25 protein-coding genes and 2 pseudogenes are annotated in these 24025 nt (G+C 34.4%); 12 read left to right on the forward strand and 15 right to left on the reverse strand.

All coding sequences use genetic code 11. From position 1 onward, the window contains the following. Positions 1 to 10: 10 nt before the first annotated feature. Positions 11 to 1651 carry a mercury(II) reductase gene (gene merA / locus NST60_RS25025; protein WP_047943213.1) on the forward strand — a complete coding sequence of 547 codons (1641 nt, stop codon included), beginning with the start codon at positions 11 to 13 and terminating at the stop codon, positions 1649 to 1651. 232 nt (positions 1652 to 1883) lie between these two features. Continuing rightward, positions 1884 to 2099: pseudogene (locus NST60_RS25030) on the forward strand (putative iron-sulfur cluster-binding metallochaperone); the annotation flags it as partial. 223 nt (positions 2100 to 2322) lie between these two features. Here the strand turns inward: NST60_RS25030 and NST60_RS25035 are convergent. Continuing rightward, positions 2323 to 2616 carry a hypothetical protein gene (locus NST60_RS25035; RefSeq protein ID WP_047943214.1) on the reverse strand — a complete coding sequence of 98 codons (294 nt, stop codon included), beginning with the start codon at positions 2614 to 2616 and terminating at the stop codon, positions 2323 to 2325. Positions 2617 to 2806: 190 nt separating this feature from the next. On the opposite strand from NST60_RS25035, the gene NST60_RS25040 reads away from it, so the two are divergent. Next, positions 2807 to 3031 carry a hypothetical protein gene (locus NST60_RS25040; protein WP_047943215.1) on the forward strand — a complete coding sequence of 75 codons (225 nt, stop codon included), beginning with the start codon at positions 2807 to 2809 and terminating at the stop codon, positions 3029 to 3031. 79 nt (positions 3032 to 3110) lie between these two features. On the opposite strand, the gene cysK is transcribed toward NST60_RS25040, so the two are convergent. The 3 genes from cysK to NST60_RS25055 all read right to left on the reverse strand — a co-directional run bounded on the left by cysK (position 3111) and on the right by NST60_RS25055 (position 5841). Further along, positions 3111 to 4043 carry a cysteine synthase A gene (gene cysK / locus NST60_RS25045; protein WP_047943216.1) on the reverse strand — a complete coding sequence of 311 codons (933 nt, stop codon included), beginning with the start codon at positions 4041 to 4043 and terminating at the stop codon, positions 3111 to 3113. Positions 4044 to 4607: 564 nt separating this feature from the next. Beyond that, on the reverse strand, positions 4608 to 5054 hold the full coding sequence (gene lspA / locus NST60_RS25050; RefSeq protein WP_019380908.1) for a signal peptidase II: 447 nt from the start codon (positions 5052 to 5054) through the stop codon (positions 4608 to 4610). A gap of 109 nt (positions 5055 to 5163) precedes the next feature. Further along, positions 5164 to 5841 carry a CadD family cadmium resistance transporter gene (locus tag NST60_RS25055; RefSeq protein ID WP_047943217.1) on the reverse strand — a complete coding sequence of 226 codons (678 nt, stop codon included), beginning with the start codon at positions 5839 to 5841 and terminating at the stop codon, positions 5164 to 5166. A 263-nt stretch (positions 5842 to 6104) separates the two neighbouring features. Between NST60_RS25055 and resA the strand changes: the two genes are divergently transcribed. The 4 genes from resA (at position 6105) to ccsB (ending at position 10305) form a co-directional block, all read left to right on the forward strand. Beyond that, positions 6105 to 6632 (forward strand): thiol-disulfide oxidoreductase ResA, encoded by a 528-nt coding sequence (gene resA, locus NST60_RS25060; protein WP_047943218.1) that lies wholly within the window; start codon positions 6105 to 6107, stop codon positions 6630 to 6632. Between the two features lie 28 nt (positions 6633 to 6660). Then, a complete protein-coding gene (locus tag NST60_RS25065) occupies positions 6661 to 7368 on the forward strand; it encodes a cytochrome c biogenesis CcdA family protein (protein ID WP_047943219.1) in 708 nt (235 codons plus the stop codon). A gap of 104 nt (positions 7369 to 7472) precedes the next feature. Further along, positions 7473 to 9107 carry a cytochrome c biogenesis protein ResB gene (resB, locus tag NST60_RS25070; protein ID WP_047943220.1) on the forward strand — a complete coding sequence of 545 codons (1635 nt, stop codon included), beginning with the start codon at positions 7473 to 7475 and terminating at the stop codon, positions 9105 to 9107. A 22-nt stretch (positions 9108 to 9129) separates the two neighbouring features. Continuing rightward, positions 9130 to 10305: a c-type cytochrome biogenesis protein CcsB gene (gene ccsB / locus NST60_RS25075; RefSeq protein ID WP_047943221.1), complete on the forward strand. Its 1176-nt coding sequence runs from the start codon at positions 9130 to 9132 to the stop codon at positions 10303 to 10305. 381 nt (positions 10306 to 10686) lie between these two features. Here ccsB and NST60_RS25080 read toward each other — a convergent pair. Both NST60_RS25080 and NST60_RS25085 read right to left on the reverse strand, forming a co-directional pair. Further along, a pseudogene (locus tag NST60_RS25080) lies at positions 10687 to 12248 on the reverse strand (IS3 family transposase). A gap of 59 nt (positions 12249 to 12307) precedes the next feature. After that, positions 12308 to 12649 carry an ArsR/SmtB family transcription factor gene (locus NST60_RS25085; RefSeq protein WP_341100749.1) on the reverse strand — a complete coding sequence of 114 codons (342 nt, stop codon included), beginning with the start codon at positions 12647 to 12649 and terminating at the stop codon, positions 12308 to 12310. 211 nt (positions 12650 to 12860) lie between these two features. Here NST60_RS25085 and NST60_RS25090 point away from each other — a divergent pair, with 211 nt between their 5' ends. From NST60_RS25090 to NST60_RS25105, 4 genes are all read left to right on the forward strand, one after another. Next, positions 12861 to 13523 (forward strand): class I SAM-dependent methyltransferase, encoded by a 663-nt coding sequence (locus NST60_RS25090; protein ID WP_047943222.1) that lies wholly within the window; start codon positions 12861 to 12863, stop codon positions 13521 to 13523. Between the two features lie 111 nt (positions 13524 to 13634). After that, positions 13635 to 15014 (forward strand): phenylacetate--CoA ligase family protein, encoded by a 1380-nt coding sequence (locus tag NST60_RS25095; protein WP_053215731.1) that lies wholly within the window; start codon positions 13635 to 13637, stop codon positions 15012 to 15014. Positions 15015 to 15405: 391 nt separating this feature from the next. After that, positions 15406 to 15966 carry a recombinase family protein gene (locus tag NST60_RS25100; protein WP_047943224.1) on the forward strand — a complete coding sequence of 187 codons (561 nt, stop codon included), beginning with the start codon at positions 15406 to 15408 and terminating at the stop codon, positions 15964 to 15966. 91 nt (positions 15967 to 16057) lie between these two features. Next, a complete protein-coding gene (locus tag NST60_RS25105; RefSeq protein WP_047943225.1) occupies positions 16058 to 16243 on the forward strand; it encodes a hypothetical protein in 186 nt (61 codons plus the stop codon). Positions 16244 to 16492: 249 nt separating this feature from the next. On the opposite strand, the gene NST60_RS25110 is transcribed toward NST60_RS25105, so the two are convergent. The 4 genes from NST60_RS25110 to NST60_RS25125 all read right to left on the reverse strand — a co-directional run bounded on the left by NST60_RS25110 (position 16493) and on the right by NST60_RS25125 (position 19163). Beyond that, entirely contained in the window at positions 16493 to 17221 is a 729-nt protein-coding gene (locus NST60_RS25110) for a hypothetical protein (RefSeq protein ID WP_047943226.1), read from the reverse strand. Position 17222: 1 nt separating this feature from the next. Next, a complete protein-coding gene (locus NST60_RS25115; protein WP_016204963.1) occupies positions 17223 to 17747 on the reverse strand; it encodes a hypothetical protein in 525 nt (174 codons plus the stop codon). A gap of 216 nt (positions 17748 to 17963) precedes the next feature. Continuing rightward, positions 17964 to 18812 (reverse strand): ThiF family adenylyltransferase, encoded by an 849-nt coding sequence (locus NST60_RS25120; protein ID WP_047943227.1) that lies wholly within the window; start codon positions 18810 to 18812, stop codon positions 17964 to 17966. Beyond that, positions 18813 to 19163: a hypothetical protein gene (locus tag NST60_RS25125; RefSeq protein ID WP_341100755.1), complete on the reverse strand. Its 351-nt coding sequence runs from the start codon at positions 19161 to 19163 to the stop codon at positions 18813 to 18815. 232 nt (positions 19164 to 19395) lie between these two features. On the opposite strand from NST60_RS25125, the gene NST60_RS25130 reads away from it, so the two are divergent. Beyond that, positions 19396 to 20511 carry an IS4 family transposase gene (locus tag NST60_RS25130; RefSeq protein ID WP_169187985.1) on the forward strand — a complete coding sequence of 372 codons (1116 nt, stop codon included), beginning with the start codon at positions 19396 to 19398 and terminating at the stop codon, positions 20509 to 20511. Positions 20512 to 20640: 129 nt separating this feature from the next. Here NST60_RS25130 and NST60_RS25135 read toward each other — a convergent pair whose 3' ends face one another. The 5 genes from NST60_RS25135 to dnaN are packed head-to-tail and all read right to left on the reverse strand — an operon-like array spanning position 20641 to position 24000. Beyond that, complete coding sequence (locus NST60_RS25135) at positions 20641 to 21180, reverse strand: hypothetical protein (protein ID WP_341100758.1); 540 nt, start codon at positions 21178 to 21180, stop codon at positions 20641 to 20643. A gap of 27 nt (positions 21181 to 21207) precedes the next feature. Continuing rightward, entirely contained in the window at positions 21208 to 21921 is a 714-nt protein-coding gene (locus NST60_RS25140; RefSeq protein ID WP_047943229.1) for a hypothetical protein, read from the reverse strand. Continuing rightward, positions 21899 to 22450: a hypothetical protein gene (locus NST60_RS25145; RefSeq protein WP_047943230.1), complete on the reverse strand. Its 552-nt coding sequence runs from the start codon at positions 22448 to 22450 to the stop codon at positions 21899 to 21901. Before NST60_RS25145 ends, NST60_RS25140 begins: the two co-directional genes overlap by 23 nt. A gap of 14 nt (positions 22451 to 22464) precedes the next feature. Further along, a complete protein-coding gene (locus NST60_RS25150; RefSeq protein WP_047943231.1) occupies positions 22465 to 22809 on the reverse strand; it encodes a hypothetical protein in 345 nt (114 codons plus the stop codon). Between the two features lie 51 nt (positions 22810 to 22860). After that, positions 22861 to 24000 (reverse strand): DNA polymerase III subunit beta, encoded by a 1140-nt coding sequence (gene dnaN / locus NST60_RS25155; RefSeq protein WP_016204957.1) that lies wholly within the window; start codon positions 23998 to 24000, stop codon positions 22861 to 22863. Positions 24001 to 24025: the final 25 nt, after the last annotated feature.

Genomic DNA, 24025 nt, shown 5'->3' on the forward strand with positions numbered 1-24025 from the left:
GGGCTTTAACATGAAAAAATATCGAGTAAACGTTCAAGGAATGACCTGTACGGGTTGCGAAGAGCATGTTGCTGTTGCTCTTGAAAACATGGGAGCAAACGGGATTGAAGTGGATTTTCGCCGTGGGGAAGCTGTATTTGAACTTCCAAATGACGTAGAAGTTGAAACAGCGAAGAAAGTGATTGCTGAAGCTAAATATCAACCAGGAGAAGTTGAAGAAATACAATTGCAAGAAATGGTACAGTTAGGTGATGAAGGTGACTATGATTACATCATCATTGGTTCCGGCGGAGCTGCCTTTTCATCAGCCATTGAAGCCGTGAAATATGGAGCAAAAGTGGCGATGATTGAGCGTGGAACAATTGGTGGAACATGTGTAAATATTGGTTGTGTTCCTTCAAAGACCTTGTTACGTGCTGGCGAAATTAATCATTTAGCAAAAAACAATCCGTTTGTAGGATTGCATACATCAGCCGGTGAAGTTGATTTGGCGCCATTGATTAAACAAAAAAATGAGTTGGTAACAGAGCTTAGAAACTCTAAATATGTTGATTTAATTGATGACTATGGTTTCGAATTAATAGAAGGTGAAGCAAAATTCGTAGATGAAAAAACTGTTGAAGTGAACGGAGCACTTATATCGGCTAAACGATTCTTAATCGCGACAGGTGCTTCACCAGCTAAACCAAACATTCCTGGGCTTAATGAGGTAGATTATTTAACTAGCACGTCTTTACTTGAATTAAAGAAGGTACCAAAACGTCTTGTGGTTATTGGTTCTGGTTATATTGGCATGGAATTAGGACAACTATTTCATAATCTCGGCTCAGAAGTTACGTTAATGCAACGAAGTGAACGCCTCTTAAAAGAATATGATCCAGAGATTTCAGAATCAGTTGAAAAATCTCTAGTCGAACAAGGAATAAATCTTGTAAAAGGAGCAACCTATGAACGAATCGAAAAAAATGGAGACATAAAAAAGGTTCTTGTAGAAGTTAATGGCAAGAAGCGTATCATTGAAGCAGATCAATTGCTAGTTGCGACAGGCAGAACACCAAACACGGCTACTTTAAACTTACAGGCAGCAGGCGTGGAAATAGGTTCTCGTGGTGAAATCATAATAGATGATTATTCAAGAACAACAAATACTCGTATTTATGCCGCAGGAGATGTCACGCTAGGTCCCCAATTCGTGTATGTGGCAGCCTATCAGGGTGGAGTGGCAGCAGGAAATGCTATCGGAGGACTGAACAAAAAGCTAAATTTAGAAGTGGTTCCAGGGGTTACGTTTACGGGCCCGGCAATTGCAACCGTTGGTTTAACGGAGCAACAGGCAAAAGATAAAGGCTATGAGGTTAAAACATCCGTTTTACCGTTAGATGCCGTTCCGAGGGCCTTGGTTAATCGGGAAACAACAGGCGTGTTTAAATTAGTGGCAGACTCGAAAACAATGAAAGTTTTGGGAGCTCATGTGGTGGCAGAAAATGCAGGAGACGTAATTTATGCAGCTACATTAGCTGTCAAATTCGGTTTAACCATAGATGATATTCGCGAAACCCTTGCCCCATATTTAACAATGGCAGAAGGGTTAAAATTAGCTGCCCTTACGTTTGATAAAGATGTTTCAAAATTATCTTGTTGTGCTGGTTAAATCTTCTTTTTTGGAGCTTTTTTACCTTACCTTTTGCTACTAACGGGTCGCTTTAGTATAGTAAGAAACATTACTTCAATATTGATTCTTTTATACTAAGATCTTCCACACTCAGACGCTTTTCTAGAGTAACGAAAAAAGTCCAAATTCTCAATTTTAATACTGAGAAATTGGGCTTTTTATTATTGTAATTTCCTTATCGTTGTAAATCCGCATTTTCCTGACGCTACCCCATCAAAAAGATGATTCTTCCGTTGTTCCAGTCTGCTATTGTTTCGGTTGGACAAAAGAAAAAATTAAACAATATATTGAAAAAGGACTTACTCCTAATCCAGTAAAACATATTCGTGAAAACATAAAAGGAAACCGATGTGGTTGTGAGGTGAACAACCCTCAAGGTAGTTGTTGTTTAGGGAATGTTATTGGCTATATCAAAGAACTAACCTAAATAAAAATTCACCTTCAACGAAATGATCAAACTTTTTTATAAAAAATTGAACTAAGTATTGATATGAGAATCCATTTTTATCAAACTTTTAACATTTCAAAGCTACAATTAGCATGAAAGACGTAAATATTGTGTAAGGATATAGGAAACTGTTTTTTTATTTATAAAAAAAAGAAAGAGCTTGGACATTTATTGTAGCCCATGCTCTTTCTGTTGTTATTTTCTACCAACAATCGTCATACATAGAATGGTTTTGGTTCTGGTGGTTATTCGTGGTACTATTATTTGAATTTGTCTGTCCTGTATTTAAATTCTTTGATGTTGAGGTTTCATTAGGTATATTGTTTTGATGATTATTCATGAAAGAATCCATCATTTCAGAACAATAATCCATCATTTGTTGCAAATTTCCATTCCCATTCCCTTGACTAGGAGTGTTGTTTGAATGTGCAAGAGCAGCAGTGCCAATACCTAGAAATAAAGCAATAGCTACAAAAGACGTAAGTAATTTTTTCAATACTTCCACCCTCCTTTGTCTTCATTATACCCATATATATAAAATACGAAAAAAGGGAAGATTGAATTTTACAAAAATTCAAAAATGATAAAGCTTTCTTTATAAGTAAAATAAACTTTTTTAAACAAACACTGAGTTTTACCTATATACATATTTTAGATTGATCGCTCGTATGAAAAGGAGGGTAAAAATGTATTATTATCCTAATCAATGGTATCAATATCCATATGTTTATCGATTAGAAGAAAATAATGGACAAGAGGAAAAGGAATGGGAAATTGAGAAAAAATTTATGGATGATATGAGGAAAATGATGTATCAGCAATTGTTGATGCAAAAGGAAATATTAGAAAAGATCCATCATATTGAAAGGAGATTATGTAATTTAGAAAGAAAGTATAAAGGCCTTTCATAATATATAAACAGGTTACTCCTTTTTTTCACTAAAAAAATTCTATGGGTGTAGCTCTTAACAAGTTACACCCATAGAATTTTTAACCTTCGAATTGATAAAGAGGTGTGCTTAAATATCTTTCTCCATTACTTGGAATAATCGCAACAACTTTTTTTCCTTTACCAAGCTTCTCAGCTACTTTCAAGGCAGCATATATGGCAGCTCCTGAAGAAATCCCACCAAGAATCCCTTCTTGTTTTGCTACCAGACGTGAAGTTTCAAAAGCTTGCTCATTCTCTACTGTAATGACCTCATCATAAATTTCAGTATCTAAAATTTCCGGTATGAATCCAGCTCCAATTCCTTGAATTTTATGAGGTCCTGGCTTACCGCCAGAAAGGACTGGGGATGCTACTGGCTCAACGGCAACAATATGTATTGCTGGAAACTTTTCCTTAAGGACCTGACCAGCACCTGTAACCGTACCTCCTGTACCAATTCCAGAAACAAAAGCATCAATTCCACCAATTTCTTCAGCTTGACCAACAAGCTCTTGTCCAGTTGTTTCTTGATGGATTTTTGGATTGGCTGGATTATTAAACTGCTGAGGAACAAAATACTGTGGATTTTCCTCCAATAACTCTTGAGCTTTGCGAATTGCTCCCCCCATACCTTCCGGTCCAGGAGTTAAAACGAGCTCGGCACCATAGGCACGGAGTAAATTTCGACGTTCCATACTCATGGTTTCTGGCATGACGATAATCGTTTTGTATCCCTTTGCGGCAGCTACCATTGCTAACCCAATTCCTGTATTTCCACTAGTTGGCTCAACAATCGTACTTCCCGGCTTTAGGATTCCATCTTTTTCAGCTGCTTCAATCATGGCTATAGCAATACGATCCTTTACACTACTTCCTGGGTTAAAATATTCAAGCTTTAAATAGACATCTGCATGATCAGGATTTACAACGCGATTTAGTTTAACAAGTGGAGTATTCCCGATAAGTTCTACAATTGAATTAGCCACTTTCATCAAAATCTCCTCCAATACTAGTAATTGTTGGTATATAGGCTTACCAACCACTGCCCTTCACAGTGATAGGGCTTATCTTTCCTGAAATGGCGATAGCTATTTATTACCACCCTATATCACAGTCGTTATCACGTATTGTCTATGACTTAGTTCAACTTTCATTGCATTTTGCTCATTATTTTTCGTACTGAGCATAGCGTTTAAGGCTTGTCCCTGGTCGCTGAGACACAAATCATACATATTTTTGATTTCTTGTTCGGTTAGATTTGGCTGCATTTCCTTCATAAATGGTAGTGTGTACGATCGAACATTGAGTGATTATTGCTATTGTTATTACTGTTGTGTGCTAACGCAGTAGTTCCGATTTCAATCAATAATACAATTTATCACCTCCTTTCGAAAGGATGATAAAAAAACTTAAAAGCTCTTTCCTGAAGAGTTTTACGGAATATTCATATAAAGAAAAACACACTTCATTTCAATAATAAAATAATCGTTTAATTAATAAAGTTATTTTGTCAATTTCTTTAAAAATCGAATGAGAAATGGATTTGTGTCTATAATCTAGGATAGATTTTTTTGTGTTTTAGATTCTCTATAAGTACTTATCATTAATAAAATAGCTCCACTAACTAAAAATACATCCGCAGTATTAAAAATTGGATAATTAATAAATGTAACTTCGAACATATCTGTTACTTCCCCAAAAATTAAACGATCTACAACGTTTCCCATTGCACCTCCTATAAAAAATCCAAAGGCTATACGTGTTAGCTTATCGGAGACTTTACGAGAATAAATAAGGCCAAAGACAATAACAATAATTGCAATACTAATCAAGAATATTTTTTGTCCCGAAAAAATTCCCCAGGCAGCACCCGCATTACGATGAGATGTTAATTGAAAAACACCATTGATAAGTGGAATGGATTGTCCGTAGTCCATAAAATTTCGAACTAAATATTTACATAATTGATCAATACTTACTGTGAGAATAATGATCCAATACAAAGTCGTCACCTCGGAGTTCTATTTTCTATAAAGAATTGTACTTAATACTTTAAAAGTAAAGGGGATTTATCAGTAAAATGATCGTAAGTCATTACGGTTAATTGAGAATTTAATTATTTTCAAAATTTACGAAGTGAGACCACAGGTTAGAAAATATATTATTTTCTGCCATGATATAAAGGCCTAATCCTATAAACACAATTGGAATAACCCATCGGCCGTATTTCTCAAGTGTTTCAGAAACATATCTGAATCTTGCTAGACGATATCCGATTAAACACCAGACCGCAACCATTATAAAGAAAGTAACAACTGTAATGACCAGTTGGTTGTTATTTAAAGTAGAAAAGAACGGAACATAAATTCCAATATTATCTCCACCATTAGCAAAGGTGATAAAGGCTACACTTAAATAGAACTTATTAAATTTATTTAAACTGGAAAGAATAGCACCTTCATTTTCATCTTCACCCTTTATAAACAGTTTAACTCCTAGGTAGATCGGGATTAGTCCTAATAATCCTACCCACTGATCAGGAATGAGTGTTACTCCAAATGTAGCTAAAAGGCTAATTAAAACTAAAAGTGCAAAACCAAGATATTGGCCAATGACTATATCTTTAGGGTAAATACGACTTCCCTTCGGCTGCATGTTAACCGTTCGGCCATTACTTGCTTTAGCTTGTGAACTTGCCTGAGAGAACAGCAACATCAAGACAAAAATATCATCGATATTGGTTACTATAAAAGACCCTAAAGCAGAGAGAATAGTTAAAATTAAATTCATAAAAAAACTCCTTTTTAAAATACGGAATAGAATATATTTTGTTGTGTTAGTTTGTTACACATTCTATTATTTACCCTTCATGTAATGATTTAGAATTTCACTTTGCACGATCCTAAAATTAATAGATAGTATTTTAGGTGAAAATATTGGAAGTTATTATTCAAATAATCATTTGAGTATATTGTGCTTTTAGATTAAAATTATTAATGTAAAATGTCAACATTAAAATGTTGGTTTGAATGAAAATAAAAAGGGAGAGTAAAATGAAAAACAAAAGAACCAGATCTATTGTACGTATTAGCCTTCTACTTCTTATGGCTTTAGCAGTAGCCTATACTCTTTATCAAAACTTTTTCACTGAAAGAATACGGGTTCAAGCAGGGGATCAAGCACCTGATTTTGTTCTTGAAGATATGAACGGTAACAACGTTCAACTTTCTGATTTAAAAGGAAAAGGAGTTTTTCTAAACTTTTGGGGTACTTGGTGCAAGCCTTGTGAAAAGGAAATGCCATATATGGAAAGACAGTATAACCATTTTAAGAATCTTGGTGTAGAGATATTGGCGGTTAATATTGCAGAAAGTGATATTGCTATTGAATCGTTTGTAAATAGGCATGGGCTTACATTTCCTATACTTAAAGATAAAGATCGAGCTGTGACGGAAGCATATGACATAACCCCGATTCCTACAACATTTTTGATCGATAAGAAAGGAAAAGTGTTAAAAGTGATCACAGGAAGTATGACCGAAAGGGATATAGCAAATTACATGGAACTCATTAAGCCATAGAATTAATAAACAGTTAGGTGGTATCTTTTTGGAACAACTAAGCTTATTTCTTGCATTTGGTGCAGGTCTTTTATCATTTATTTCGCCTTGTTCACTTCCTTTGTATCCAGCTTTTCTTTCCTATATTACAGGAGTGTCTATAAATGACCTAAAAGAAGGAAAAGGTATTTTAAGAAGGAAAGCTTTTATACACACCATCTTGTTTTTGGTAGGATTTTCCATCATATTTTTAGCTTTGGGACTTTCTACTTCTTTTATCGGTACATTTTTTATGGATTATCAAGATTTGTTAAGGCAACTTGGAGCTATTGTGATGGTGTTTTTTGGTTTAGTTCTAACAGGGGTTCTTAAATTTGATTTCCTACTTTCTGATAAGAAAATTCATTTTCAAAAGAGGCCTTCAGGTTATATTGGATCAATTTTAATTGGGCTTGGTTTTGCTGCTGGATGGACTCCTTGTACAGGTCCAATTCTTGCAGGTGTCATTGCATTAGGTGTATCAGACCCAGGAAAAGGATTACTATACATGCTGTTCTATGTCTTAGGTTTTTCTATTCCATTTCTATTAATGTCTTTATTTATCGATAAGATGACTTTTCTAAAGAAACACAGTGCAATCTTTATGTCAATAGGAGGCATTTTGATGATTGTGATGGGGGGATTATTGTACTTTAATATGATGACAAAAATTATTGCAGTCTTAACAAGTTTGTTCGGAGGATTTACTGGATTTTAAGGGGTTTTTAGAATCATTCTTTTTAATGGATTAAAAAGCAAATCTGAAAAATTAAAAGTGTAGTTAAGTATATTTAAATGATTAAATCGTAAGGAGTTATTAGAATGGAACATGTCAAATGCGAATGTGGTCACTCCATTCCACATGGAACGGTTCTTTGTGAATCTTGTGGACGAACTATCGGGAATAAGAAGGATGAAGTTTCTGAAAAACTATTGGATATGAGATACGATGGAGGCGCAAGACGCTCACAAACATATAAAAAGTCACTTATCGATAAGATTTGGAACTTTTTCTCATCCGTTAAAGTAGGAATTTGGATAATTGTTCTTCTTTTAATTGCTTCTGCGATTGGAACCATTTTTCCTCAAGAGATGTATATTCCTCCAACCGTTGTCCCACAAGAGTTTTATAAAGATGAATATGGATTTCTTGGACAAATGTATTATGAATTAGGTTTTCACAATCTATATAGTTCATGGTGGTATTTTTTATTAATAGCAGCTCTTGGGATATCACTTGTTGTCGCGAGTTTGGACCGGTTTATTCCATTGTATCGCGCTTTGAAAAAGCAAGGGATTACACGTCATGAAAGTTTCTTGCGTAGACAACGTCTTTTCAGTGAAACAAATGTCGAAGAGAACCTTGATGAACAACTGGATTTGATAATATCCAACTTGAAGAGGAAGCGTTATCAAGTACGTGAAGAAAATGGTCATTTTCTAGCTGAAAAAAGTCGATTTTCAAGATGGGGACCTTATGTGAACCATGTTGGACTAATTATTTTCCTCATTGGAGGAATGCTGCGATTTGTGCCGGGGATGTATGTAGACGAAATGCTTTGGATTCGTGACGGTGAAACAAGTGTTATCCCAGGAACCGATGGAAAATACTATTTAACCAGCGATAAGTTCATTATGGATACCTATCAAAAAGATCAAGAGGATGAAGTTTTTTCTAATACTCTTTCACGAGTCGGAGATGGAAATGTCGTTAAAAACTTTCAAACAAACGTGACTTTGTATGAACGAAAGGGTGAAATTGTTCACGGGGCAGAACCTGAACTTGAAAAGATAAAAGATGAACAAATTAGAGTTAATTACCCCTTAAAACACGATTCATATGCTCTTTATCAAACCTCTTATAAATTAAATGAACTAAATAAGTTTAATTTTAATTTAGTAGACAAAGAGACAGAAGAAAGTTTTGGCAAGATTAAAGTTGATTTGTTAGAGCCAAACAAGGAGTATGATTTAGGCAATGGGTATAAAGTTGAAATTGTGACTTATTTGCCAAACTTCTATTTCAATAGTGAAGGTGTACCTGATACAAAAAACCGTGTTCCCGACAATCCAGCATTTGTATTTAACATGATATCTCCTGAAAAACCAGAAGGTGAAAGAAGCTTTATTGCCATTAAACAAACATTTGACCCAGACGAAGATAATCAATTAAAAATGAAATTTGAAGGCGTTGAAACAAAAAACCTGTCAGCCCTTACAGTTCGGAAAGATAATACGTTATGGTTTCTAGGAGTTGGCGGTGCTATTTTCATGATTGGAGTTATTCAAGGAATGTATTGGAATCATAGACGTATATGGATTAGACGGGATGGTGACAACGTATTAATTGCAGGACATACAAATAAAAATTGGTATGGTATACAAAATGAAGTGAACGGTATTTTAAAAGAAACCAGCATTCAAGAACTAACCGATCAAACAAACGAGAAAAGCTAAAATTCGTAAAGGAGGAAATGATGTGGTAGCCCTTAGCAGTAACTTATTATATGCAGCATTCTTACTATATCTAGTTGCAACATTTTTATTTGGAGGAGCTATTCGAGATAAGAGAAAACAATATGAAAAACCAAGTAAATGGGCAAAAGTCGCAATAACTATCACTATTCTAGCTTTTGCTTCCCATTTGGGATATTTTATTACTCGATGGGTCGCTTCTGGACAAGCGCCTGTTAGTAATATGTTTGAATTCATTACAGCCTTTAGCATGATGATGGTCCTGGCTTTCATAATTCTTTATTTTATCTATAAGGTAGCAGTATTAGGTTTGTTTACTTTACCAATAACATTATTGATTATTGCTTATGGGAGTATGTTTCCGACAGACATTTCTCCATTAATACCAGCACTTCAAAGCGATTGGCTTGCTATTCACGTAACAACAACTGCACTAGGTTCAGCTATTTTGGCCAGTAGTTTCATTTCAGGGGTCATTTATTTACTTCGTTCTGTTGATCAGACGAAACGCTCAAAAGGGACCTTTTGGCTAGAAGTTGTCATGTACACGATTGTGGCGACACTTGCTTTTGTAGTGGTTACAAGTGTTTTCAGAGGGATGGAGTATGAAGCCGTCTACAAATGGGTTGATAAAAATGATCAAGAGGTTGAAATGACATATAATCTACCTTCCATTGTAGGTCCAAATCAAGGTGAATTACTTACAAAAGGTAAAATGGAAGCCTTTGTTGAAGTACCAGCTATCATTGCAGCAGGCAAACTAAACACAGTTATCTGGTCATCTGTTACAGGTTTATTTTTATACGGGGTGCTAAGACTGATTTTAAGAAAAAGAATTGCTGCAGCGCTTCAGCCATTAACGAAAAATATCAAACTTGATTTGGTCGATGAAATCGGATACAGATCCGTTGCAATAGGTTTTCCAATATTCACTTTGGGTGCTCTTATTTTTGCGATGATCTGGGCTCAAATTGCGTGGACGCGTTTCTGGGGATGGGATCCTAAGGAGGTATGGGCCTTAATTACATGGTTATTTTATGCTGCCTATTTACACCTCCGCCTATCGAAAGGTTGGCATGGTGAAAAATCAGCATGGCTCGGAGTAATAGGTTTTGGAATTATTATTTTCAACCTAATTTTCGTTAATCTAATTATTGCTGGTCTACACTCTTATGCATAAAGAAATAAATTCTTTTAAAGCTAACTAAAAGTTTATGTGATAAATCTAAATTCATTTTTATCTATGTTATTGGAGGGGAATAATCTTGTAGATCCCCTCCACTTATGTAAATTGACAGTATTTTTGAAAATGTATTTTAAACATATCCGAATTTCTATTCTTATTCAACTCTCCTTATGATGAAAAGAAAGTAGAACCATCGATTTAAAAATTTCATCATCGGTGTTTGTCAAGATAGTTGTCGCATTTAACTTGTTTACTAGTGTAAGAACGTAAGGGTAACTACCGCGCTTTGCTTGGTGGCCTTCTCATCAAAGAACAGAATTCATTCTGTTCTTTGATGAGAAGGGAATGGGTAGTTCAAGCTCAGTCGCAGTGGGGCTATTTTGTTCCATCCTTTTCTATCTTGTCCTTTATTGGGTTTAAAGCCACTGAATCATGTGCACTCCAGTCTCTAGTTGAGCGCGTCCAACGTTCTGGATGCTTTTGTTTCGCTAGTTCATAAACTTCTTTGCGCTTTTTCAGTATCCCAATATGCGCACCTGTGTGGCATTGTTCTGGCGTCACAAAATTTATACCACTGTGTAAATGTATACAGTTATACCAATTCACAAATCTTAATGCCCATTCACGTGCAGCCTCAAGTGTTTCAAAGCCTCTGTACGGGAATTCAGGTCGATATTTCAGAGTCCGAAACATTGCTTCAGAATAGGGATTGTCATTACTTACTCTTGGTCTTGAATAAGAGCTTTGGATCCCTAATTTTTCAAGTAATACCTGAAATGTTGCGGCTTTCATGGGACTGCCATTATCGGAATGTAAAACGAGTGGTTTACCTTGGATTTTTTCACTAATAATCGTCTTCTTCATTAAATCTTCAGCGTGTTTTGCCTCCTCTGACTCCCAAATCTCCCAACCTACGATTTTTCTACTAAAAATATCGATAATTAAGTAGAGTCGATAAAACAAGCCTTTCACCGGCCCTTTTAACCACGTTATATCCCATGTCCATACCTGGTTTGGGGCTACTGCTAAATGACTTTCTGGTAATCTACCCTCGGGCTTTTTGCTTCTTCCCCGATGATTTTGCATTTTATGCTCACGAAGAACTCTATAAAAGCTAGATTCGGAGGCGATATAAATGCATTGATCTGCTAATTTTGGCACGATTTGAGTAGGCGGTAGGTCTACAAATTCCTCTTTTTTAACAACCTCCAGTATCTCTTGTTTTTCCTCTATCGTTAATTTATTTTTTGGCTCTGGACGTAACGCAATAGGGCGTTGATCCTCCTTGATTCCACCTTCTGAAATCCAGCGTTCATAGGTGCGAACGCTAATGTTCAATTCTTTACACGCCGGGGCTAATCGCGCACCATTTTGGTTTGCTTCTTGGATGAGTTCTACTGCTAGTGCGCGATCTGACGGGCTGATCATTCGTCCTCTTGGTCCCCCCAGATCGCTTGGGCCTTTTTTCTTAATAGTAATAAGGCTGCAGCTTCTGCCAATGCTTTTTCTTTTTTACGCAAATCTTTCTCTAATGCCTTTCCTCGCTTTTTCTCCTCTTTTAATTCTTGATTTAACTGCTTTGTTTGACTAGATTCTCGCCCATTTGCATTAAGGCATGAATCTCGCCATGCGTCAATCTGTTCTTTATAAAGTCCCTTTTTTCGACAATACTCCGCTAGCTCCGCACCATTCATTGAGTATGTTTCCATAACTATGAGAAACTTATCTTCACTGCTCCAGTGTTCAGAACTTTGTCCATCTCCGGGTGTGGGGTTTCCAGATGATCTAGCCTCTTTTCTCCACTTGTAAAGCGTGGGTTCAGTAATGCCCAACTCTTCACTTAATTGGCCAACCGATTCATTAGTGGGGGGCATCATTCTCTTAATAATTGATGCTTTCTCTTCCTTTGTATAACGTTTACCATTATTACTTTTCATGTCGATCAACCTCCGTGTATGATTTAAACTATACACTAAAGTTCCCTACGACATCTATCCTAACAGAGGGGGTCATCGATATAGTAAAATGCTAATTTACCTTCCTTTCTATAGTTAGCTACACCTGAGCGTTTTAAAAACCTCAAATGATACGAAGCTGTAGCTATAGAGGACTGAATAATATTAGCCACATCACATACACAAAGTTCCCCTTCTATAGCTAATGAAAGAATAATCTTTAATCGTGTCTCATCAGCAAGAAGTTTAAATTTTTTTGATAGATGAAGTGTACTTTTAGAACTTAACAAATCTTGTAACCTTGATACTTTTATAGGGTCATAACAATAGATCTCACATTCATCTTTTAGAGTATCTTTTATATTTTTATCAACTAATGACAATTTTCCCACCTCATTAAAAATATGTGATTAGCTTATAATGAGCAAGCTTTAATGTCAATATTCAAATATTTACTTGAATAAAGAAGCGAAGTGTTTCATATTCTTTTATGTCACAAATCGTAAGATCAACATGTTACTTTATTTTCGCTCTTAGTTTATAAGTAATCCAAAAATCATCATAAGTTATTATAAATGAAGGGATGCATGTTTAATGGATAAAAACAAGAAAGGTGATTATATCCCTGCACTAAAATACCATTGGATGACTCGATTTTATGATCCGTTAATTCAATGGGGAATGCAAGAAAAAAAGTTTAAAACGCATTTAGTTAAGCAAGCAAACCTCCAACAAAAGGAAACGATAATGGATTTAGCTTGCGGTACAGGTACGCTGGCACTTTTAATACAGCAATCACAACCTGGTGTGCAAGTAATTGGGGTTGATGCTGATCCTGAAATATTATCAATTGCTATGGAGAAAATTAAAGAAACTCAAGTTAATAATATCACCTTTGAGGAAGGGTTTTCTTATAAACTTCCCTTTTCCAATAATCTATTTCATCACATATTTACAAGTTTATTTATTCATCATTTAACTCTGGAAATGAAAAAGAAAACATTTGAAGAAGTTTATCGGACACTCAAATCTGGTGGCCAATTCCATATTATTGATTTTGAAAAGCCACAAAATTGGTTGATGCGTGTTGCATTTTTTCCTATTCAATTTTTAGATGGGTTTGAAACAACTTCAAATCATGTTAAAGGGGTTATCCCTAGCCTATTAAAAGAAACAGGATTTGTTTTAATAGAAGAAACTGGACAATTTTCAACTATCACGGGCACACTAAGGGCATATAAAGCTTTTAAGCCATAAGCTGTTTGATTTTTTATCAGACTTCTTGCATTATGTAATTTTTAAATGTCCATTTTACTGTAAATAGTATTGACCATAAAAAATTAAAACAGAGAGATGGGAATGACATACATGGAGAATATTTCACCTTTAAAAGCAGTTACGGATATCTGGAAGGTTAAACGAGGCAAACCAGAAGACATTCTCTCTCGGCAACTATCTCGTTTAACTGACCTTATTAGTTTTGCAAGATCAAACTCTCAATATTACGCACAAAAATATAGCGAGTTGCCTGAACGGATTTCAAGCATACAGCAAATCCCTCCAGTCACCAAATCAGAACTCATGGACCATTTTAATGATTGGGTAACTGATCCAGAAATCACCATAGAAGGTGTAAAGGAATTCGTGTCAAATATGTCATTAGTTGGACATCTTTATTTAGGGCGCTATATGGTTTCGACCACTTCAGGGTCAACCGGAGTACCTGGAATCTTTATTCAGGATAAAGCTTCAGATACTATCATGAAAACATTAATGGCTATTCGCGGAACAACAAAATTAAAATGGAGTGACATATTGAAAGTAGCAGCCAAGGGCGGACGAAATGCGGCGGTATGTTCTACGGCTGGTCATTTTACGGCATTCAGCACAGCTGAACGTCTGCGTTTAAGAAATCCTTCGAACGGAAAAATTAGAGCTTTTTCTATCCAATTCCCCCTTTCCACGCTTGTAAAAGAATTGAATGAATATCAACCAGCCTTAATTGGGGGGTATGCAACAGCGATGGAAATTCTAGCAGAGGAACAAAAAGCAGGTCGGTTACATATTCAGCCTGTTGCAATCCTTTTGGGGGGAGAAAAGTTATATCCAAATGTTCGTGCGAAACTAGAATCTGTTTTCCAAGCTCGCGTTCTAGATCTTTACGGCGGTACAGAAGCAACAGCCATGACTTTCGAATGTGAAGAAGGTCAGTTTCATGTAAATACCGATTGGATTATATTTGAACCGGTAGATGAATTTTACCAACCTGTGCCATCAGGAAAACAATCCCATTCGGTTTTAATTACAAATCTGGCCAACAGAATTCAGCCCCTAATTCGTTATGAACTAACTGACCGTGTCACCATGTTTTCGGAACCATGCAAATGCGGGAGACCATTCCCGGTCGTTCAAGTCGAAGGGAGAACGGATGACATTTTAAAATTCTCTACCTCCAACGGTCAAATCGTTCATATTCTGCCCTTGGCTCTAAAAACCATTGTGGAGGAAATACTAGGCGTAAGGCGTTTTCAACTAATTCAAACGGCACCAGATAAATTAACAGTACGTTTAGAAGTAGACGAGGGTAATCTTAGAGATCAAGTTTGGGAAAATGTTAGAGAAGCCCTATTAGATTACTTTGCTACCCAGGGACTAACTAACCTTTCAATAGAAAAATCGGAAGAATTGCCACAAAGGCACCTTAAAAGTGGAAAGTACCAGCATGTTTTGATTGATTATCTTAAATAAAACAAATATTAAATAACATTGACGTATATTCTGTACGCTAAGAGATTTCAAATTTGCTTACAGTATTAAATTCACGTTTTTGCTCTGGACATATAAAGACAAGGCTAATTCACCTTAGTGTTGGAGAAATCAGTCTTATCTTTTCTATTTATTATATTAGATCCCAAATAGTACATAAAATAAATATCATAAACATTATTACTTTTAATAATAAGCTTTTTTTGTACTACACGTAACAAAAACGAACATTTTTGTTACGTGTAGTGATGATCAACTTTTAGTCTAGCTAACTCGTATAATGAGCGTAACAAAAATATGTCACAATATTATTCGTAACAATATTTATCACGAATGGATTTTGGTACAATATTTGATAGAGGAGAGGATGAACATGAAGTTTGGCTATATGCGTGTTTCTACATTTGATCAAAATTTGGATCGCCAAAAGAAACAACTTGAAGAATTTGGGTGTGATCGCATTTTCTTTGAAAAAGTAACTGGTACGAAACGAGGGCGACCGGAGTTGAATCGTATGTTGGAATTTTTGCGAATGAACGATACGGTTGTTGTGACGGATCTGACTCGTCTATCCCGTTCTACGAAAGACCTTATTGAAATTACAGAACTCATCTCACAAAAGGGAGCGCATTTAAAAAGTTTAAAGGAATCCTGGCTTGATACAACAACAGCACATGGGAAAATGTTGTTTACTATCTTTGCGGGTATTGCTCAATTTGAGAGAGATTTAACTTCTGAACGGACAAAAGAAGGGATTCTGGCTGCAAGGAAACGAGGAAAATATCCTGGAAGACCGAAAACCGATGAGGAAAAGGTTAAGTATGCCTTGTATCTTATGGACCAAGGGTTGAGTCGTACTGATGCTGCCGAGAAGGCTGGTATTTCTCGCATGACTTTGTATCGTAAGATGCAAAATAACAATAAAATCGAGTAGCAACCATCGGACAAAGGAATTCTGTCGATCATTTCTCAGATTTACTTTGCCCCTGGTTGCACGAACGCTGGTACTGCCCCTAGAAGGTGAATTGGATTATCAAAACTTATTATTGATTTGCCTTTTTGAATTATATGATATTACCGTTAAATATGCAGGGGATAGTGGTAAAAATCTATATCTAGTTTTTGATAAAATGACGATTACAGAAAATGAATTAATAAAGTATTGTAATGAATGGATAAGGGGGATAATTGGTATTGTATTTGAAAATTAACGACTTTATTATTCTTTCAAACAATTATTTGATTTTTTAATCATCTTTATTATTCCTATTACTAAAAAATTTAGAAAGAGAAAAAGTTAAATGAAGCTTGCTAGAAAAAAAAGATGTGGAAGTATTTCGCACCTGCCGTTTAGAAGGATTAATGAACATCCACCAAAATGGACATAAAATACGGACTGTTGGTTCGCAAATATAAAAAGGTTGTAGAGGAGTTGCTTCTTTCTCTACAACCTTTTATATTTATTTGTAAAATGATATTTGTAAAATACTATTATCTTTATCATCTATTATAAATACAATTTTTTTATAAATTGATGATAGTAAGTTTATACCCAAATTATTATTAATATCGCTATTTAACGAAATATTATCCGGTGAAGGAATAGCAAAGCTAATTGGATAATGACTTTGTAAAAAATTCAGTAAGTGTTTATGTTCTGAATCTATTGATGAAGAATTAGTAGATAGTGTGTCAAGTAAATAGTAACTTAATATTCTTTTCTCTGGTACAATAGGATCGGTTTCAGTCATCTCTAATGACACCATTTCTTCAGGGTCACTAACCAATGTATTTATCGTTTTTTTCTTATAAAAACAATTTAAAAAAGGGCTTAGAGTATTCTTTTTCACCGAGTCTCTAAAATTATCAATAGCTTGCTGTTTGGGGTGTGATAATAGAATAGCAATTTTATTATTGTCCTTATAACAATAATATCCTTTATTAAATAAGCATATAATATTATCATATTCGTATTTATTATTTTTATTTATATATATTAACTCTTGGAAATCATCAGAAATATAGTAGTATTTTGAAATTATCATTTGTTGCACAATCGATAAATTATTAGGTACTTCAATATTTCTTATGTTTGTTATTTTTTCTTTATGGTCGAAGTTAACAATTACATTATTTTCTGTATCTAAAATAACTAATTCTTCTCTAGAAATTTTTTTGAAATTTTTCATTTTATTTTACTGTCACTTTATTGGAGAAAATTTGTTGAACTATTAAAGTACTGTCTGGAGCTGTAAGTGCCGTTAAAGTACCTCCTACTTTTATTCTATAAGTTCCTGGCTTAAGGACCCAATTTATTCCCTGTGAAAATATTCGAGAATTAGAACCTGAGGAAGACCTTGTTGCTCTACCATAAAATAGCCATGTACCCTTTTCATTTTGTTTTTCAAAAGTATAGGTTAGACTTCCTCTTTGAATACTATGCACAGGGGAAATTAATTCTACAGTTGTTTCTGCTCCACCTTTTATTGGCCATGCTTTTGCTACTCCACCACCAACAATAGAGCTAAACAGCTGAATTTCTTTTTCTGGATTTTTTTCATCTACAGGTATTTCTTCATTTGCTACTTCATCTAAATATTGGAGAACTTGACCATCCTCATTTACATAAACTGATTCATTTGCAGATATATTTGGTACCAATGCAAATGATAGAACAAAAACTACTAATAATGCTAGAAAACTTTTAAATTTCAAAGAAAACAACCTCCTATTATATTAGTTTCAATTTCATTATATATCATAAAAGGATAATAATGGAAGTGTTTTCAGAAAATTTATTTGTTGTTCCATAGGAGCTATATAGATTGTTGAATGAGGGGGGAAAACTGAATAGAGGTGAAGTAAAAAAAGTTAATCATACATAGATTATTAAGTAGCACAAACAAGTTCTTAGTCTGTGCTACTTTTTTATTACCCTAAAATTGGTTCACTCTTCATATAACCTCTTTTTGCATGATATAGAATCCTGTGAGTTGATAGACTTTTAGTTTCAAATATTTCATTCAGTACAGTAATTACAGATATAGCACTATAACGATTAGTTATTAATCTCTGAGGATTGGATGCAGCTAGTTCCTGACAACTTAATTGAGAAGGAGCTATTTCATCATTGTCCTCTAAAATATCTGGATATAACGTACCTATTGGTTCTGAGAGTATTTTCCAATCAGACTTAAAACCACAAACCATTTGTCCAGTGAAACCTGAATCTTTATATTCTTCCAATTCCTCTTTCGTCCAGGACTCAATTGGTCTATTTCTGTGATCCTTTGGTAAGATAACATTTTCATTGCCCACATCAAAATATAGTAGGGTCTGAGCGGTGTTAAAATACTCATGGAATATCTTTCTTGAATAGTTATTATCAACACAAGAAATAAGAATAGGGACTATTCTATAGTTATATGGAATTCTTTCATAATTGAGTTGGAACAATGTGTCTATTGTTTTAGTGTCTTCTACATAACCTCCAGTGTAAGTGGCTATGTCTAGTTGATAAGCAGCACGATACCTTTTAGCTAAGACATCTGCTTTATTTTTACCTACATCTTTTGCTAAGCATAGTTGGTTATTTCTATTTTTTTCTTCATAAATATCTGGTTCAGCAATTATTAACTTTGCCGATATCTCAAACATACTTAACATTTGGCACAATTGCTGAATAACAATTCCTCCAGTACCTCCTGCGCCTATAACTAGAATCTGATAATATACTTCCCTTTGATAAGAGCGGCTTAAATCTATAGAAATAGGTTGCATCTATTCAACCTCCACTACAGTTAGATCATAGCCATTTACCTTTTGTTTAGTTGTCAATGTAAATTCAAATACTTTGCTACTATCTATAATAATATGTTCATTTAATTCTTTATTGAATGTACGAACTAGCACATCAGGGAATAATCCATTAATATTACCAATAATGGCATATAAAATAGGAGCACGCTGGTTGTCATCGTCTATTTTGGACGGAGTAGGACTTAAAATATGATGTGAATGTATTTCCATTACCTTTGAATACCTTCTCTCTATGAGTTTAAGAGCGGTCTCTTGTGCCTCTTCTGTAATAGTGACTAAATATCTGCTAACTCTTTGGGAAGGAATATCCATAAAAAATTCCTCAGTGTCATGATCAAAGTAAATATTAGCAAATACTTCAGTACCGTGATTATCTGAAAAGTACTTTGCAATATGGATAAAATCACTAGTGTTGCATTAATTTAAATTCACTATTAAAAATACTCAAAATGTTCAATATTATTATTTTGCGCAAAGAAAAAGTCCTTTATAATGGATTAGTCAGGTGGTAACCCGTCCAAATCCACTAAAAAAGGACCATCACATGGACAAGATTACACGAAAAACTTCATTTGGACAATGGTTTTCACCTATAAATCTTCAATTATTTGAAGAAAACGTGAAAACGATGAAATTAGATTACTATACGAAAAAATTAACGACAGAGTCATTTCTAAAATTACTACTTTTTGCGCAGCTACAAGAAATTGAAAGTCTGCATGCGCTGGGTGATTGTCTTTTCGATGACCAGCTTCAAAAAGGGATAGACCTTGATTCTATTAGTATTTCTCAGTTGTCACGGCGGTTAAACGGCATAAACCCTGATCTATTTCAAAGGCTTTTCCTTGATTTAGTGTCACAAATTCATGCCAAAACGCATTACACGAAACTCGTGATGCCGTTAAAAATCATTGATTCAAGCACATTGCCACTTAATTTGACCAATCATAAATGGGCTAAATTCCGCAAAACAAAAGCAGGTGTAAAGTTACATTTGCGCCTTGTGTTTATGGAAAAGGGTATATCCTATCCTGAAAAGGCCGTTATGACAACGGCAAAAGAACATGACCGTGGTCAGCTTGAAATCATGGTGGATGACAAGGAATGCATGTATGTGTTTGACCGTGGTTATCTAGACTACGAGCGCTTTGATCGCATGACTGATGATGGCTACTTCTTTCTTTCACGGCTACGCAAAAATGCAGTCATACGGAACGTTTACGATTTTAAGCTACCCAAGGATACAGCTGTTTTATCAGACCAAATGGTGTTGATAGGTACGACTCAAAACCGTGCTGAAAATTACTTTCGGCTTCTAAAAGTGATGGACTCAAAAGGAAATGAACTTCATTTAATTACAAATCGTTTTGATTTAAGCGCCGAAGAAATTTCAGAAATGTATAAATCACGGTGGGCAATTGAGCTGTTTTTTAAATGGATCAAACAACATCTCAGCATCAAAAAGTTCTACGGTCAAAGCGAATGGGCGATTCAAAATCAAGTATTTATCGCACTAATTGTTTTTTGCCTACATGTTCTCGTGCAAATCGAGACCAGAAGCAAGCGAAAAACCTTACAGATTAGCCGTTATCTAAGGGCTGCATTGTGGAAACCAGCGAATGTTTGGCTTCGAAAGATTGAAGGAAAAGCCATCCCTTAAATATGCAAATTGTCGTCGTTGCAAAAGTCTAATTGTAAATAAATTTCCAAATGGATGGGGCCACCTTTGATTGGGTATTTACTTTTTTGCCTCTAAACAGGGAAGGTGAGTAAACTGAAAATTATGACACTATTTATGCAACACTAGTGGGATAAAATCTAATAAGATTTGAAATGGAATCTTCTTTTTTTGATGTTTTAAAGAAGAGTCCTCGAAAGAGAACTCTTTATTATCCATGCTGCCATTTTTCTTTGCTTGCATAATAGGAATAACCACATCTTGTTTTTCTACATATACCAAGGTGGTATATTTAGGTACTAAGATTGGAAAGTCTTTTTCTAATTTCTTTCTAAGTTGTTCCTCACTAATAGGTTTATATTCAATTTCTCCATCCTCAGACGTTTTTTTAGATGGAAGTCCTCTTTCAATTTCGTCCTTGGAGAAATAATTAGTAACTGGATATTCATTCATCCCAAACCGAATAATGGTTTTACTTGTTAATTTAAAGTTATCTTTCTTATTTGTTGAACTCTTTGTAGAACTAGAATTAGTATCAGTCTTTAGCTTTGGTTTATTTTCCTTTATATCATTCATTTTATTAAGGTCAACTTTTTTAGTCTCCACTTCAATATCAAATAGTGAAAAGATATCATCCTGTTTTATTGTCATTTTCAATTCCTCCATATTGTATTTTTATTATAGATTCTCTAAAATTTGAATTTTCGAATGTGGTAATAAGATTTCATCATCAAATTGTTTATTTTCATATTTTTTAAATAATGCTGCCACACTTAAATTAGTAGTTGTTTTTGCTCCATAATCTTCTCCAAAAGGTGCCTGCAAAAACAATAAATGCAAACTGTTTAATTGATAGATGTCATCTATTTCAGGAAAAGTATTTCCTCCCATGCAAACATGACCATCTAAAGATACATGTGAAAAGGGGAAAAGAAATACTTCCTTATCTTTTGTCAAAAATTTGGAGCCTTTAACAGCAACAATGTTTTTCAATTTTACTTTTTTCTCCATTACTTCATATAAGAAGATTAGTCTTGGTAGTCCAACCTGTTTAAATAGTGTTTTTCCATACCGCATATCAAGTTGTTGTTTTGGTACCTCTATATATACTAGTTGATGCTTTACTAATTCATTAATCCAAACATGTTTCACGCAATTTTTTGGAAGAATTGGAGTTTGAGAATCAATTATGTAATCCTCTATACTTTCTTGAAGAATACTAAAAAGATTAGGGAGGGTAATGTTATATAATCCCTCTACCATTCTTCCATTTAACTTAATCATTTGATCCAATGACTCTAAAGTATTATTGAAATCAGAAGTGATTTGTAACACTTCGACTTGTGCATTTAAGTGCTGTGGTTCATCACTAAGCCGAAAGATAATGTCCATTTTGCTGTTCCTCCAGTTTTTCGTAAATATTATTAGTCTCATCAGCCACCTCTATTAAAGCTGATAATAATTCATGATAAAATCCATCAAAAATGAATCCAATAATAATACCCAAAGACTCCTCTACAAATGCTTCACATTCTAAATCAATGTGATTCAAAGTTGACTTAATAAAGGCTATATACTCATCTTTTTGACTAGAAAGTAGTATTTTTTCCACTTTAAAGCTATTCAACACTATATACCATTCTGCATTTGGGTTGAATACACTCTCGATTTGTTTAGCAAGTGAGATTTCTTCTGGATCATCCGTATAAACTGTTGCGTGTTTTGTATCAAAACCTAAATCATTCATACCTCGCATTAAAAAATCGTATCCAGGATTAGACATAAAACCTACTTCTACTCGATAGTTACCGTATCCACTTACATCCACTTTAGCGTCATGGAGAATCTTTAACATTAATAAGTTAGAAATTGAATAGTCATAACTTGCTTTAGACTCTGCATCCATCAAAATTGATGTCATTTTCTTCACCTCTCCTAAATAAAATCATCCTCATAACAATATATTTTTTTGGTTTCTTGACTCCAACGGACAAAAAATTCTTGGGTTTGCATATAAGAGGACCACATATTATTTTTTATATTGTCATAGTCTTCTTCAGAAAAATCATCCGTATATTCATCCGATGGTAAATAATAGAATTCATTGAAGGCAAGAATTGCTTCATCATAGGTAAATGAATTGAAATTAATACTTTCTGTTGCAGAATGGTTAATAACTATATCCATAAAGTAGGCCATTCCTGCTTCCGATGAATTTGGTTTAACAATAATATTTTTATTTTTAATTTCCTGTGAGAGTTTCCTCATATTTATTTTCATAAATCCTCCAATAGAAAAAGAAGAAAGGAGAGCCTTTCTTCTTACATTTTGTTATTTATTTCTCACCGGAAGAATCAATTGTATTTCCTCATGAGAAGAATCACATGGTGTTAATAAAAATGGACGCATAGAACCTTGGTATTTAAAGGACACATACTCTGATTCCATTGCTTTTAATGTATCGATCATATAATTATTATTAAAGGCAATATCAAAATTATCTTCACCTTCTAAACTTTCATAATCGATTTCAATTTTTCCGCTTCCAGTTTGCGCTTGATATGTTGATAAAGTCGCAACTCCATTTACATGGAGTTTAACGATTCCTTTAGTCTCATTATCTGCTGCATTAGTCAAACCATTAATCATTTCAAAGCCTTCCAAAAATTCTTTTCTGCTTATTTTCATTTCAGCAAGATGCTCTTTTGGAATTAAGCGGCTTACATCTGGATAAGTTCCTTCTAATAGACGGCAATAAAAAGTGAGATTATTATTTTGTAAAATAAGCATTCGATCATTTTCACAAAACACAGTAACTTTCTCACTTAAATCAAAGGATTTCAAACTTTCCAATATTGATTTTGCTGGGATAATAATCTTCCTGGACTCCTTATGAGATTCTGTGACGTCAATAACGCCTAAACGGTGAGAATCCGTACAGACAAGTCGTAGCTTATCTTCTGTAATTTCAAAACAAATTCCTTGTAGAACTGGTCTAGCATCAGAACTTGAAGCTGCATACCCTGTTTTTTTGATAAATGAATTAAATTCGGTTCCTTTAATAGACAGAGTTGGCTCTATACCATCAAATCTAGGTAATTTAGGATACTCTTCTGCCTTAAAAACTGATAGTTTAAATTCACTCTTTTTTTTCTTCCCATGTTTTATTACTAATTGCGTATCATCTAACGAAATGCTTAATTCGGTTTTAACTTTCTTAGCAATTTCATATAACTGATAGGGAACAACTACCTTACCTTCTTTATTAATAAGTATTGACTCATCTTCGAATAAAACTGGTAATTCATAACGGATAGTAGTGTTTAAATCAGATCCAATAACGATTATCTTATCTGACTTAACTTCTAAATAAAAACCTTGTAGTATTGGATTTGATGTTTTAGTTTTTACTAATTTCTCTACTTTTGAAAGGACCTCTAATAAACTCTCTTTATTAATAATAAATTCCATGTAATTTCCTCCTAAAAAAGGTTAA

The sequence above is a fragment of the Niallia sp. FSL W8-1348 genome (genome assembly GCF_038006745.1).
Classification (GTDB): domain Bacteria; phylum Bacillota; class Bacilli; order Bacillales; family Cytobacillaceae; genus Niallia; species Niallia alba.